The sequence below is a fragment of the Acinetobacter sp. H1(2024) genome (genome assembly GCF_046557555.1).
Taxonomy (GTDB): Bacteria; Pseudomonadota; Gammaproteobacteria; order Pseudomonadales; family Moraxellaceae; genus Acinetobacter; species Acinetobacter seifertii.
Genome location: NZ_JBKGFO010000007.1, coordinates 119,175 through 134,105, shown reverse-complemented (window position 1 = coordinate 134,105; position 14,931 = coordinate 119,175). Strand labels below are relative to the sequence as shown.

Here is a 14,931-nt window from a genome sequence, read left to right as displayed (position 1 = left end):
GAATTTATTTCTTTTGGTCGTTGTTACCAAACAGTGGGCCCATTCCACCACCGCCGCCGCCAAATTGCTTTTGCATATTGCCTAAAGAACGCATCATTTTGCTCATACCAGATGGATTCGCAAATTTCTTCATCATTTTAGCCATTTGCGCTTGTTGCTTAATGAGTTTATTCACTTCCGCAACATCCATACCACAACCTGCCGCAATACGCTTTTTACGACTTGGGTTCATCAGGTCAGGGTTACGGCGCTCTTTAACAGTCATTGATTGGATAATAGCTTCCATCTTTTTGACTTGTTTTTCAGGGTTCGCTTGCTCAATTGCTTGCTGTATTCCTGCACCGCTCATGCCAGGCAACTTGTCTAAGAAGCCCATCATGCCGCCCATTTTTTTCATTTGCTCAAATTGCATTAGCATATCTTCAAAATTGAAGCTTCCACCTTTTTGCAATTTTTTCGCCATCTTTTCGGCTTTTTCTTTGTCGATTTTACGTTCAACTTCTTCGACTAAAGAAAGTACGTCACCCATACCTAAAATACGTTGGGCCACACGATCCGGATGGAATGGTTCTAAGGCATCAAGCTTTTCCCCCATACCCAAGAACTTGATTGGCTTACCGGTAATTGCACGTACAGAAAGTGCCGCACCACCACGCGCATCACCATCAGTTTTAGTAAGAATCACACCAGTAAGTGCCAAAGCATCATTAAATGCTTTAGCAGTATTTGCAGCATCCTGACCTGTCATGGCATCAACCACGAACAGAGTTTCAGTCGGTTTAACTGCTGCATGTAATTCTTTAATTTCGTCCATCATGTCTTCATCGACATGTAAACGACCTGCTGTATCGACAATCAACACATCGGCAAACTGAATTTTTGCCTGTTCAATTGCACGATTAACGATATCAATTGGCTTTTCAGAAGGATCTGATGGAATAAAACCTGCGCCAACTTCTGCCGAGACAGTTTCTAACTGTTTGATCGCTGCTGGACGGTAAACGTCGGCAGAAACCGTCATTACTTTTTTCTTTTGACGTTCTTTTAAGAAACGTGCCAGCTTGGCAGCAGTTGTCGTTTTACCTGCACCTTGTAAACCGGCAAGTAATACAACAACTGGAGGTTTCGCACTTAAATCCAGTGTTTCATTCGCCTCACCCATCATCTTGGTGAGTTCGTCATAAACAATTTTTACAAATGCCTGGCCTGGAGATAACTGAGTCATCACTTCTTGGCCCAATGCCTCTTCCTTAACTTTCGCGATAAATTCACGAGTTACAGGTAACGCGACATCGGCTTCAAGAAGAGCCATACGTACTTCACGTAAGGTATCTTTAATATTATCTTCGGTCAGCTGCCCTGAGCCAGTAACATTTCTTAAACTCTGTGTGAGTCGTTCTGTTAAGGTATCAAACATTGCAAAATCCGCTTAAAATGGCTAGTTGCAAAAAAATCTTTCTCGAAATAGAAAATTTATGCATAGAATGCTATAGGATACTTTAGTTCGCAGCGAATTTATATCTTATCTAGATGAATTAATCCTGAAAAAGGTTTGACATGATTAGCCTCCCCTTGGTTTACACAATTTTGGCACTCATCGCATATACCACTTCTTTCTGGTATCTGTTCATACGTTTAATGTCAAAACGTGAACCAAATCCATGGTTATTTGCTTTTGTTACAACCTTGGCACTGCTATTACACGGCACAGTTTTATGTAATGCCATGCTGACACCATTAGGAATTAACTATGATGTTTTTAATTTAGTCTCTTTTACATCATGGCTTATGTTATTGTTAAGTTTAATTTTTAGTACTTTTCGTCCAATTGTACCTTTAAACTTACTCGGTATTCCTGTAGCAGCGATTGGACTTATTTTAGGTTTTGGCTTTAGTAAACCTGATCAATTTATTGAACAGCATTCGTTAGGCCTAGATACGCATATTATTCTTTCACTTTCCGCCTATGCAGTTTTACTGATGGCAACCATACACGCAATCTTGATATGGTTCCAAAATCGTGAACTCAAAAAGAAACAAAAAAAACGCTTTTGGGTCAATTTACTTCCTCCAATTCAGGCCATGGAATCGTTGTTATTTGACTTAATTATTACTGGTTTTATTTTATTAACAATTGCTCTCGCGTTTGGCTTTTTAACTGTTGATAGTTTCTTTGCTCAGCATCTCGCTCATAAAACTGTATTTAGTATTATTTCATGGATTATTTATGGCTCATTACTGATTGGCCATTACAAACTCGGATGGCGCGGTCAAAAAGCAATTCGCTTTACGCTAATTGGCTTTGCACTTTTAGCAATTGGTTTTATTGGCAGTAAATTTGTACTTGAAATGATATTAGGCCGATAAAACAATTAAAATTTCAGCACTACTAGACAGCGTTATACATATCCCGTATAACGCTGTTTTTGTTTTAATCAGGTGGCACAGACTGTGAAACTCATACTCGCTCCAATGGAAGGTTTAACTGACCCGATCATGCGGGATACCCTCACATCTGTTGGTGATTTCGACTGGTGTGTAACCGAATTTATTCGAGTTACAGACAGCATTTTACCCGACCATATCTATTATAGTTTTTGCCCTGAGTTAAAGAACGACGGTAAAACAGCAGCAGGTACACCTGTTCATGTGCAGTTCTTAGGAAACAATCCAGATATGCTGGCAGCAAATGCAGCAAAAGTGGTTGAACTAGGTGCTCCAGCGATTGACCTTAATTTTGGTTGCCCTGCCAAAACCGTAAATCGACACCGAGGTGGTTCTGTACTTCTTGATGAACCAGACGTGGTACATATGCTCATTAAAGCTGTCCGTGATGCTGTACCAGAGCATATTCCTGTTTCAGCAAAAATGCGTTTAGGTTATCTCGATGAAAACCACACCATGGAAAATGCGCACGCGGTTGAAGATGCTGGCGCAAGCTGGCTAACAGTACATGCGCGAACTAAAGCAGATGGCTATACACCACCAGCTTATTGGGAAAAAATTCTACCAATCAAAGAAGCTTTAAAAATTAATGTCATTGCTAATGGCGAAATCTGGAACAATGCAGATGCAAAGGCCTGCCAACAGCAATCTGGTTGTGAAGATTTAATGATTGGTCGCGGTGCTGTAACGACTCCTGATTTAACACAATGCATTCGTAAAAATATGGATGAGGCTATATTTAGTTGGGAGCAACTGGTTGACTTACAAATCCGTTTTTTAAATGGTCAGGCAAAAACAGAAATTGGGATGGTTGGTCGTTATAAACAATGGTTAGGCATGATGACCAAAGCCTACCCTCAAGCTAAAGAACTGTGGGATCAAGTAAAACGTATTAAGGCTTTAGATGAAATTGTTCATCAATTAGAACAAACTAGCTCATCACATAGCTAATTACTTAAAATTTATAAAATAAGGTGACTGTTGATATAGCCACCCTATTTTGGTATTTCAGGTTAAGTAATTATTTTTTAGAAACCGCTTACTTTCATTTTAAAGTCAGTCACTGAAGCGCCTGTAACTCCAAAACTCCCCATAGACCCGTTAGGTAAATTATTAAAAGTTGTTGTACTTTGTGTTGCTAAATTTCCTAGAGTGACATTGTTAAGCGATGCATCAAATTTACTAGATGCACCTGTATTACCAAAAGTTAATCCTGTTGGATCGACCCCAGCATAAAACCCATCAAGAAGAAAACCTGTAGCTGCATTTGTTCCTGCAAATTTAAATCCAAATGAAGCACCTGTAGTATCGGACACTAACGTAATTGGACAACCCGCAGCGGCAGAACAAATAGATTGAAGTGCTCCACCAAATTTAACCATCACAGACTGAGCAGCATGCCCCAACTGAATGTTTAAACGAGGTTTATTGATTTGTACAAAGTTAATATCAAGATTACCTGTAGAGCGAACAAGCTCCTTTACTCCTGTATTTACCGTGGTTCCCGAACTAAAAATGGATTTTGGAGCATAACTACTCACCGCATAATCAGCAGGGCTAGATACTGAAGTGTTAGGTGCCAAATAAACTGAAAACGGTGTAAGTCGAATCCCATTTACATCACTACCCATCGTGACAGCTAAATTTACAAAAGGCTTACCCGCACCTGCATCGGTATCAATAGCAATATTAAAAGAAGGATTGGTCGATACAGCTGCTTTAATAAACTCTATACTTGGAACAGGATTCGTAGAGTTCCCTGCAATGACAAGACCAGCTTTACTATTGTAAGACGTAGAGGCGATGCCATTGGTATCAATCAATGCAAACTGATTAAATTTAACTTTATCGGCCTGAATGCCTAGCGTTAAACCATTTTGACCCGTCGTTGCTGAAAGACTTTGGTCATCCAAAGGCTGCATCGCAAAAACACTTGAACTACTGGTAAGTAGTAACCAGCACAGTATATTTTTATTTTTCATGTCGCTCTAATCCTTAAGAGACAAACGTTTATTATTTGTTCAGATTATCAGAATAATAGATGGGTACAAAACAATTATCGATATAACCCGACGAATGCAAATCCAATCACATTCAAAATAAATTTTTATAAAAAGTGGCGATATCGCCACTTTGCTTTATTAGTTAAAAGCACCATTTCTCGGCACGATGCTAAAGTTACTAGTTAAACGCCCACCCGTAATAGCAAGCTCACCTAAACGTGCGCCTGCACCTGTTGAAGGTGGATAGAAATTAATATCTTTAACACGTAAAGCACCGTCAATACTTTTATCAGGGTTAAAGTACACTGCTGTATTTACGCCCACTTTACCTAAACCACTTGTTGTATCTTTGCCCACCACTAAAGCGGTATTAAACGCTAGCTTACCGGTAATATTATCAAAACCAATTGCCGAACCATCAATTGGGTCACTAATTTGAACTGTATTTCCAGTTGCTGTGGCTGGCATTGTGAAATCACCGAGTACAGTTAAAGCACTACCATCAGCGATTGAACTATTTGGCACAATCGATAAATTTAAATCACCACCTAAGCGTAGTTTTAAGCCAAATAAAACGTCATTATTTCTGGCAAAGTTATCAATTGGTGAGGTACAAGACCCTGTTGCCGGACAAGTTTTATATTTAGCGCCTGGTAAATAGCCCGCTGCAATTTCAGTTGATAAAGCAATGAGCATCTCTCTTAAACTAATATTGAGACTGCCATTTTCTAAACCAATACTGCCATTACCTTTTAAGAACATATCGATATTACGTAAGCCCATGTAATAGTCGGTAGGGTTGCCTGCATTATTAGCATTTGGAGAACCATCAATTAATAAAATTGAAGTTGTTTTTGTACCGCCTGTATCTCGACCTGTTGTTCCAACAGCGACACCAAATCCTAAACGCGAAGTTGTTCCGGAAGTACCTACAACATTTTGAATGGGTTTACCGTTAGTATCTTTTGTATAGTAAAAAGCGCTATTTGCAGGCGCATCTAAACCGTAAACTGCAGCATTGGCATTTAAATTATAAAAAGGTAAAGCCAAGCCCCACTGGTTAGTTAAACCGTTATCTGCAAATTGATTGGCAGCAGCAACATTTGCACTTGTGGTAAAACGTCCTCGTCTTGAAAATGCTTGAAACTCTGCTCCACGCATTGCAAGAATCAAACTAAATGGATTAGTCACCGTATCGCGGTGAATATTATGTTGATAATCGGCGGCGGTTGTTAAAGTACCCGACCCTAAACGAATACTGTTTAAGGTCGCATTATTTGGCATTAATAATGTTTTTGTATCAGCAAGATTTAAATAAATATTTCCGCTATCAAAATAACCACGCGTAGCTGAGTTAAGACCTGTTAAATTGCCGAACTCGAAACCGTAAGCATTTAAACCTGCCCCACCAATTTCTAAAGTCGTGGCTTTACCATCTGAACCCAGCATTGAATCATTATCTTTAGTGAATTCACCTTTCATACGAAAGGCAATTCCAGTATTACCCAAAATACTATTACTTGAGCTCGTACCCGAAGCAGTATTTGCAGTACCTAAAGTTGTAGTGTCTGAAGAACCATCCATACCACGGACTTGTAAATAACTATTTACCATACGTCCACTGGCACCTAGCCGAATTAAACCTTTTGAATTTTGCGGTGTATTGGTCGCATCTAGTCCATAAGGATTAGTTTTATCAACATTAGAGCTAAGCATTACTTCAATGTTAAGACCCGAATTAGTCGCTTTACCATTGCTATCTACATACGTACCAGCTGTTAAGCCCGAAGCTGAGTCTGCTACCCGATTAAAGTCTACATAACCATAAGTCGTACTTGGTGTTTGCCCAACAGCAGCTACATTTGATCCAGTATTCGTTTGTAAAACAATGCCCCTAACGGGATCGATGAACATGACACCTTTACCAACAAAATTAAAGTTAAAATTCTTTAAAATTAGCTGGTTAAGCTGATTACGGGCATCTAACTGTCCTAAATAAATATTTGCGTTGTTTATTCCTAATGTCATATTTGACTGGCTATTTGGACTAAATAGACCATCTTGAGTAGTCAGTGCTAAATTTAAAGGAGAAGTTGTTTGTATAGCCAACTGCCCTAGCGTAGGTGAGCATGTAGCAGAGCTATTACAAACTTTAACGCTATTTACTGTAATGAGGGATGGGCTACTTTGCATAGAAAAATCAATTCCAGCTTTACCTGTAGCTGTATTACTTCCCACATCTAAACGGTAGTTTGTTCCTAAGGTTTGAGTGGACGCATTACTTTTTTGTATTTTTACGCCACTGGCTTGCGCTCTTAAAACCTGATCAGCACTCGTTGGTGTGCCCGCATGGTCATCCCAATAAGCATTATCAATATTAATTTCATTAAAAGTCGTTTGAATCGAGATTCCATCTTGACCGTTTACCGCACTCAAATCAGCATCTGTTAAAGCTTCTAAAGCAAACACTTGCCCACTCACTAACAACATGCTGGTTGCTAATGTATTTAAAATAAACTTTGAGCTGTGACTTTCTTTATTTTTGTTCATCACTTCAGTTCCTTTGAAATCTACATTAAGCGTTAACAACGGGGATGGCTACCATCACAGCTAAACACCATGACTTTTCCTTGAATTGCCAAATTTCCGTTCATCATTAAGCCCATAAAGCCTGTTTCACGTCCATAGTCATAGGCTGAAGGTGTAGCCGTTGCAACTTGCTGATTTGCACTATTTGCAGTTGCCGCATACGTTGGTTTTTTGAAATATGCATAATCATACATATTGGTACTTGAGCCTTGGGTCGTGGTTGAGCTTGTAAAGTTATCTTGCTCAATAGATAACGCGTTAAAACCAAAGTTACGGATTAAAATCGGCTGTGTTGCACTAAAACTAAGTTGAATCGCAGGTTTTATAATTTCGGTATTGGTTTTATCAAGATACTTTAAATCAGCACCATCTAAACCCATTTTTTGAATATTTAAAGTTCCTTGTACGCCTTTAAACACTAACCAAAGTTTATTACCACTATCACTATTTTCGGCCCAACCACTTGGTTTAGTCGCATCTGCTTGCACAAAACGCTTATTAATTGCTAATCCAATGTGGCAGAACTCAAGGTTTTCACAAACACCACCGCTACCATTATCAAATATACCGTTACTGGTTTGGTTTAAATTGAGCATTAAAGACAAATCAGCACCAGCTTGGCCATTAATCGCCTGTAAAGCATCATTATCCAAGGTTTGTAACTCTGCATGAGTCGCAGTTGCACACAGAGTAAGGAGTAAAGCAGTTATTTTTTTCATCGCATTATCCTCCTCTTATAGACCTTTTGTAGTGAGTTTTAAATGCTGAATGAGTAAGCCATCTACCACAGCAGAACCTAAATTGTTCAGAGGAGTAATATTGTTTAATGCAGGCGCCTGATTCGCAGTTGGAATTACATAACCTGTAGTGCCATTACTACTTCCAATTAAATCGTTAACTACTGCATTTCGTGAAGTCAACCAAGGAATAGATGCATTACTCCAATCGCGGTTTGAAACCGTTCCGTACATTGGAGTTGAACCTGATGTACTCGTACATCCTAATGCACCAGAACAAGTTGCAGCATCAGCTGGTTTTGCTGTTGGGTTTGTAATGACCCAAGTACCTGTACCTTGGTTATATTCCCACTGATATAAATAACCAGCTGTTTTATAACCACAACTTGTATTAAATAAACCACAACTATAGGTTTGATTCCATGTTTGAGTATTCTGTTGTCTTTGTTTGAAACGGACTTCTGTCATGGTTGCAGAGGTTGTTCCAGACACAGAGTTAGTCAATGACACTAGACTACCAGCAGAAGTTCCAGAAACCTGTGTACCTGTTGAAATTAAGCGACCAAATGAAACTCCTATTGCACCTTCACTTGTATCTGCTAATAAGGTTTTCCCACTATCAGGACTGTAAACTGTCCCAATTGCAATACTACTATGCGTAGGGTTTGCACAAGAATAAACGTTGCAAGTAGAGCCTTTATATGTATTATCAGCGCCAGTGTAATCGGTGTAGATCTGTTTATATATTTCCGGCTTATTCGCAATTCGTGCGATTTCTATACTAAAGTTTTTACCGTCAGAACCTAAAATAAGAGGTTGATATAAATTACCTAAGACCAAGTTAATATTTGGATTGTATAAATATAAACCTTCACTGTCTGCAAACTTTGGTGCTATAGCGCCACTAGAGTCTAATGCTGGTGTATATAAATTATTTGATGCGTTTGGTGAATCTGAGGTTTCACGGGTGCTAAATCGTAAGACTTTACTAGTATCATTAAAAGCGTTTCGAGTTTTACTTGAGGTTTTTGTATCTGTTCTTGTGCGGTTTTCTACATAGTAGCGACAGCCACGTGATGTGCTAAAGCTTCCTGTACTACTATTACCACAATCTCCACTGCTACTTGTACTTAAGGTTGAATTTGCACCGGCATGTACTGTTTGCCAACCATTATTCGCACTCGTTGCATAAGTTTGGGTTTGACTCGTAACATTTTCAGTCACAATGCTTGTATTCTTACTATCGCCTGTATTTAAGCGTACTAAGCCAGACATACCCAATGTATTGTTATAAAAAGGACTCATTCCACCCGCAGTAGTTGCTCCTCCTAGCGTTTGGAACATGCTAATTTGGCTACCATTTAGACTAAAGCCATTTAGAATACCTTGTAAACGTAAACGGTTCGCACGACTTGTATCAATGCTGGTACCAATTAATCCATTACTATCGCCATATTGAAATTGTGCTAAAGAACCATTTGTAGTTGCCACAATATTAGGGTTTCGTACAAATGCATCAGCCCATAAACCTAATTTTAAATTATATGCATCTGCTCCCGCTGCACCATCAATCGTAGGCTGGTATAGAGGAGCCTCTAAAGATAAATAGGTAACAGGATAACCACCACTATCTGTAGTGCTAAAGTTAGGAATATTATTCGCAGTTTTTACTTTAAATATCCAAGGGTTAGCACCTGTTCCCCAGCTTGAAATCGCTGCTGCTGTTGCAGTATTGGCAATACGCGAGTTTGCATCACCATCTGACTTAGAAAGGGCTAAGCCATAAAGAAATATATCCGCTTTTCCGACAGCTTTATCTTCAGGTCCAACAGAGCCATTACCACTAGTATCAGCAGCTGCAACACTTAAGGGGCCTACGGGTACATAGTTAATGTAGCCTGTATCTTTACTACGGTCGGTAATAATTTGATTTACAGATTCATTGGGGCCAGCACCACGGAATACCATAAATGCATTTTGGGGTAATATTGCAATACCCTCACCCGTAGTTTCACTTAAACCGGCATCAGAGAGCTCTTCAAGAGCAAAACTCGATTGACTTAAACAAAGTCCAATTAAACTTGCTAAAACGGTTTTTTGAAAACTGACCGTATAATTAAGTGTAGTCATCGTGACCTTCCTGTTTTATACGATGCCACGCACCATATTTCTTTTTCTTTAACAGTCCTTGATGTGAGATAAAATGATTTCCTTTTTCATCTCTCAGAGGCAAGCTTCAAAATTGCCAACTTTTCCACATTTCTATTATGCTGAATATTTGGTCAAATGCAAAATGAAATGAGCAAAAATACATTTTTCCGATGAATGAAAACTATCAGTTTAATTTACTGTAATTAACAGAATTTTAAAGAACCATAACAGTTAGAAGAAAAACTCTGTTTTTGTAACACTACATTAGTTAAAGCCATCGAAGCTGGTGTTTTACCAGTCAAATCAACTGTTCCAACAGGAAGATTTCCTGCAAATAAACAATTAGCCGCTAAAACTCCGCAATTTACTGCATGACCAGGACTATTTAAGAAAGCACTGACTTGCCCTAAAGCATCAACGATGGTAGAAAGTGCAATATCCACGCTTCCTGTTGGTGTAATTTGACCAATATCAATTGGGTTTGTAAGCTCTAGCCACCACCCTGTTTGGGCAGTTGATGCAGCCTCTGGCCACAATATATTCACACCTTGTACAGATAAATAACCAGCAGAACCATTTAGTTGCGCGGCATGGAAATAACCCAAACTTTGTTTGATCGCTACGTTAACATCTAGATTATCCACAGAACCAGTTACATTTCCTGAAATAGGAAGTGGCGCACCTAATACAGAAGCGGTTGCATCTAAAGTTCCTGTAATAGCCAAACCTCCAACGCGTGCAGTCGCATTTAGATTAGCTGTATTTATGCGTTTACCAGTAATGATTTGCTGCCCCATCGATAATGTACCAGTACCTACACCTAAATTTAAATTATAACCAGTAGAAGTAAATGGAACCGTTACCCCTTGTCCTAAAACAGTTGCTCGACCAGTAATTGCAGTATTTGTTTCATCTTGAGTAATACCGTAGTAAGGATTTGTAGTTACTGTGCCCCCTGTTGGTTTCGTCACTAAGTATCCACTCAATGAATTAATACCACTTGCAGCATCACCATTTTGTAAACCAAAAGTGAGCAAACCAGAAAGTGATTTGGCACTTAAGCGGAAACCCTGTATTTCACGTGTAGAAGCTGAATTTGGGTTTTTAACCGCGAACTCTAAAAATGGATTGGTAATAACAGCAGATGACGCAGCTCGCTCTGCACTAGTACTATCGACAGTACCACCACTTAAGCTCAAGTAATCGATATCGATATCGCATGCCCCTGCTCCATTAACACCACCACAACCTAATTGTAATTTTTTAATGTTGGCATTGAGTTCTAATTGAGCATCTAGAGCAAGTCGATAGAATCCCATGTTTCCGTTAGTACTTGAATTACTTGCAGCATCGGTAGGCGCAATATAAGACATACTCATCAAGGCTTGGCCACGAGTAGCTGACAACTCAGCATCTGACATTGGAACTAAGGTAGAACCAGCATAAGCAGAAGAAAAGCATAAACTTCCAAGTGCTAGAATAGCTACATGAAGGGACTTAAACTGTCGCATGACCGACCTCCGTATCCTTGGGGGCATAATCTAATTTGATTTCTTTTTATTTGGCTTCCCTTGCTTTAACCTTGAATTAAATACATAAAGAAAACGCCGATATTTACGATCTAGTTTCTTTTAATTTGTGTGATACAACTCAAAGAAACAAATCAATTATTGATCATTTTATATCATTTTTTACAAAAGAAAACGTTCATTTATTAATATTCCGATGAACGCCACTTTCTTTACTTTTCAACAAAAATAGGCCACTTAAAGTGACCCATTTTTCGAATTTAATCTAAATTAAAAAACAACTTAGGTTTTAGGAAGTGTCACACCAGTTTGACCTTGGTACTTACCACCACGGTCTTTATAAGATGTTTCACAAACCTCATCACTTTCAAAGAACAACATTTGCGCTACACCTTCACCAGCATAAATACGTGCAGGTAAATTCGTAGTATTTGAAAATTCTAAAGTCACGTGACCTTCCCATTCTGGTTCTAAAGGCGTCACATTAACAATAATACCGCAGCGCGCATAAGTCGATTTACCAAGACATACAGTCAAAACATTACGCGGAATACGGAAATATTCAATTGTACGTGCTAAAGCAAATGAGTTTGGCGGGATAATACAAACATCAGATTCAATGTCGATAAAACTTTTATCATCAAAATTTTTCGGATCAACAATTGCAGAATGTACGTTAGTGAAAACTTTAAATTCGCGGGCACAGCGTACGTCATAACCATAGCTAGAGACCCCGTAAGAAATCAATTTTTCGCCATTCTTATCAAAACGGACTTGATTCTCTGCATAAGGTTCAATCATGCCGTGTTTTTCGCTCATTTCGCGAATCCAACGATCAGACTTAATAGCCATGTATTTTCTATCCAAAAGGTAATTTCATTGATTGCGACGTACTTTAACGTAAAAAAGCAATTATGAAAACAATGCTTGAGCTACTCTTCTCGATAAGAATAGCTCAGTAAGACTTTTAAAGGTTTAATAAAGCAGAATAGCTAATCGGAATTGAGAAACTCACTAAGATCAGCGAGGCTGTTTTTTGTAAATTCGATTGATTTAACCACCGTACCTTATTGCCTGCCAAAATTGAACCCAAGAAAATCCAGAACAATGCAATCGGTGTAATTAACGCTAAATAAGCCAGCATATGAATGAGATAAATATGAAAATCAGTCCATGCGGTAACAGGGAAAATCGCTGAAGCAAAAAGTAATGCTTTAGGGTTGAGTAAAGTTGCACAGAATAATTCACGCGGGCGAATCGTTGGCTGATCTAACTCAAATTGCTGATTGGCTGTATGCCATAATTTAATAGCTAAGAAAATGATGTAACAAGCACTTAGCAATTTAAGCATAGGAGGTAAGAAAGGAAGCGTTGCGGATACCTTCCCAATTAACATTCCCCAAGCTGAAATAGAAATTACATATCCAAGAACTTCTGCCGGAATTAATTTCGCAGACTTCTTAAGACCTACTTGTACTCCTGACGATGCTAGTAAAGTATTGGTTGGGCCTGGGGTAAGTAAAATTGTGGCAACTAAGCCAATAAATAGCCATGAAATCATTGAATGACCTCACAATGTAGTCATTTCAGATTAATAGATATTTTTCGCCAAGGCAAAATCTAATTGTAAGACAATTTTTTAAAAAGTTAACATTCAATATTTAAAAATAAATATTAAACAATAAGATAGGTAATTTTTTAAAATTTTAATCTAAAAAACTTAGCAGTCAGTTGTTGAACTTTGCGTACCAAATTGTATTAAGTAATATAAGTATTTTTATTTAAAATCTATTTTTACCTCGAAAAGATCTATAATGAATTATTACTGCAGTAAGTTTAATTTTTAAGCTTTCAATAAGTTTCAATTAATATATTGTTTTTTTGTGTTTATATGAGTCACCAGACTCTACTATCCTATGATTATGGCAAAGCAATTTTTTCAGTCTTGGCTTCCTTCTCCAGAGAAAGTTTCAAATATGAAATTTTTAAGGATTTTTGGGGAAAAAACCCTTAATCCTGTGCTTTGGTATGTCAACCGTAAATCAATTACAAGAGCCGTTTTTGTAGGAACATTTTTCGGTTTACTGCCTATTCCATTTCATAGCGTCTTTATTGTGATGGCAGTATTGCTATTTGAAGTGAATTTGCCTATTAGCCTAATGCTTGCTTGGCTCAGTAATCCTCTCACTTTAGTTCCCATTTTATATACTGGGTTCTGGTTTGGTTCACATATTTATCATGTACATATGATTAATAAAAAGATGCTTTTAGGTGTATTGCATCAAATTTCTAGGTGGATTACTCACTTTGGTCATGGACATATAGATTTCAGTCTCGCCAAAATCTTAATGTCAGGACTTGTAGTTGAAGCATTTGTATTTGCAATCATACTTTATATAGTGACTGAAGTTTTTTGGCGTTGGATGGTCATTCGAAATTGGAAAAGTCGAGCTGGTTATAAAAAACAAGAAGATGCTCTTTAAGAACTCATCTTCTTGCATAGAGTTAAATTATTATTTTGCTAGTTTAGATTTCATATATTCTTCTGCCACATTAAGCACATAGTCTTGGCAAGCTTCTCCAGTACCTGGGTCATATGCGCCATTATTGGTAATATTATTAGATAAAATTCGAATTCCTAAGAAAGGAACATTAAACTGGCTTGCAATTTGTGCAACTGATGCTGCTTCCATTTCCTCAACAGAGGTACCATAACGTTGATGGAAAAATTGAATACGATCCAATTCATTATTCCAAACATCTGCTGATCCAATCGTTCCTTCAACTACTTGACCTTTGTCATAACGAACTTTATGGGCCGCCATTAATAACTCTTTATCGCCTTCAAATTTGCGAATTGCAATCGGTTCGGGATCAGACTCATCGGTTGGTAAAACATCAAATGCTTCAACCCAAGTGAGTGAATTTGATCCAGCTCCTAATGGTTGTTTAGGAGTTCTAAATGCACCAATATTAGTTGCGTACTTTCCTAAAACAATATCGTAAACATGTAGATCTGGGTCATGTCCACCTGATGTCCCCTGATTAATAATTGCAATCGGCTTATAACGCTCAATGGCTAAAGCTGTTGCAGCAGCAGAGTTACTCATGCCCATACGTGTTTTGGATATAATCATTGGATAACCATTGTGTGTTCCTTTCCAGAAGGTCCACCCACCAACATTTTCAACAGTCACATTCTGTAATTTAGCTGCCATCTGTTGCGATTCTACAGGTAGAGCACCTTGAATAATAATCGGCTGTAGTTTCTGTTTCTGCTCTTCAACTGTCGATGTTTGTGAAACAGTTGAGTTGTCATCATTACATCCCATTAAAAATACCGCACTACATAAACTGATGACGCCAAAAGTATATTTAAATTGCATTTTCAACCTATTTCTTTTTAAAAGCGTAAACTAGCAATCTACATGCCAATTTCAAGATTAGCTTTGTTATTTAGATTCAGTAATTTAAATT

Annotated in this window: 12 protein-coding genes; 3 read left to right on the top strand and 9 right to left on the bottom strand. The window is 38.2% G+C overall.

Annotated elements, in window-relative coordinates; genetic code table 11:
* Positions 1 to 4: 4 nt before the first annotated feature.
* Positions 5 to 1,417, bottom strand: a complete 1,413-nt coding sequence (gene ffh, locus ACLCEG_RS16625; RefSeq protein ID WP_004703430.1) for a signal recognition particle protein — start codon at positions 1,415 to 1,417, stop codon at positions 5 to 7.
* Between the two features lie 140 nt (positions 1,418 to 1,557).
* Here ffh and ACLCEG_RS16620 point away from each other — a divergent pair, with 140 nt between their 5' ends.
* Both ACLCEG_RS16620 and ACLCEG_RS16615 read left to right on the top strand, forming a co-directional pair.
* Positions 1,558 to 2,367, top strand: a complete 810-nt coding sequence (locus ACLCEG_RS16620) for an inner membrane protein YpjD (protein ID WP_004703432.1) — start codon at positions 1,558 to 1,560, stop codon at positions 2,365 to 2,367.
* Between the two features lie 84 nt (positions 2,368 to 2,451).
* Positions 2,452 to 3,396 carry a tRNA dihydrouridine synthase gene (locus ACLCEG_RS16615; protein ID WP_139344660.1) on the top strand — a complete coding sequence of 315 codons (945 nt, stop codon included), beginning with the start codon at positions 2,452 to 2,454 and terminating at the stop codon, positions 3,394 to 3,396.
* Between the two features lie 77 nt (positions 3,397 to 3,473).
* Here ACLCEG_RS16615 and ACLCEG_RS16610 read toward each other — a convergent pair whose 3' ends face one another.
* The 7 genes from ACLCEG_RS16610 to ACLCEG_RS16580 form a co-directional block, all read right to left on the bottom strand.
* Entirely contained in the window at positions 3,474 to 4,427 is a 954-nt protein-coding gene (locus ACLCEG_RS16610) for a DUF6160 family protein (protein ID WP_410568390.1), read from the bottom strand.
* 159 nt (positions 4,428 to 4,586) lie between these two features.
* Positions 4,587 to 6,998, bottom strand: coding sequence for a DUF6160 family protein (locus ACLCEG_RS16605; RefSeq protein ID WP_410568388.1), 2,412 nt, complete (start codon positions 6,996 to 6,998; stop codon positions 4,587 to 4,589).
* Between the two features lie 32 nt (positions 6,999 to 7,030).
* Entirely contained in the window at positions 7,031 to 7,756 is a 726-nt protein-coding gene (locus tag ACLCEG_RS16600) for a DUF6160 family protein (protein WP_410568386.1), read from the bottom strand.
* Between the two features lie 15 nt (positions 7,757 to 7,771).
* Positions 7,772 to 9,904: a hypothetical protein gene (locus ACLCEG_RS16595; protein WP_410568384.1), complete on the bottom strand. Its 2,133-nt coding sequence runs from the start codon at positions 9,902 to 9,904 to the stop codon at positions 7,772 to 7,774.
* Positions 9,905 to 10,128: 224 nt separating this feature from the next.
* Positions 10,129 to 11,436: a hypothetical protein gene (locus ACLCEG_RS16590; RefSeq protein WP_410568382.1), complete on the bottom strand. Its 1,308-nt coding sequence runs from the start codon at positions 11,434 to 11,436 to the stop codon at positions 10,129 to 10,131.
* Between the two features lie 300 nt (positions 11,437 to 11,736).
* Positions 11,737 to 12,306 carry a dCTP deaminase gene (gene dcd / locus ACLCEG_RS16585; protein ID WP_002120290.1) on the bottom strand — a complete coding sequence of 190 codons (570 nt, stop codon included), beginning with the start codon at positions 12,304 to 12,306 and terminating at the stop codon, positions 11,737 to 11,739.
* 115 nt (positions 12,307 to 12,421) lie between these two features.
* Complete coding sequence (locus tag ACLCEG_RS16580; protein ID WP_004703445.1) at positions 12,422 to 13,015, bottom strand: LysE family translocator; 594 nt, start codon at positions 13,013 to 13,015, stop codon at positions 12,422 to 12,424.
* Positions 13,016 to 13,370: 355 nt separating this feature from the next.
* Between ACLCEG_RS16580 and ACLCEG_RS16575 the strand changes: the two genes are divergently transcribed.
* On the top strand, positions 13,371 to 13,937 hold the full coding sequence (locus ACLCEG_RS16575; RefSeq protein ID WP_410568380.1) for a DUF2062 domain-containing protein: 567 nt from the start codon (positions 13,371 to 13,373) through the stop codon (positions 13,935 to 13,937).
* A 30-nt stretch (positions 13,938 to 13,967) separates the two neighbouring features.
* Here the strand turns inward: ACLCEG_RS16575 and ACLCEG_RS16570 are convergent, their stop codons facing one another.
* Positions 13,968 to 14,840, bottom strand: a complete 873-nt coding sequence (locus tag ACLCEG_RS16570) for a 5'-methylthioadenosine/S-adenosylhomocysteine nucleosidase (protein WP_191108661.1) — start codon at positions 14,838 to 14,840, stop codon at positions 13,968 to 13,970.
* Positions 14,841 to 14,931 lie beyond the last annotated feature (91 nt).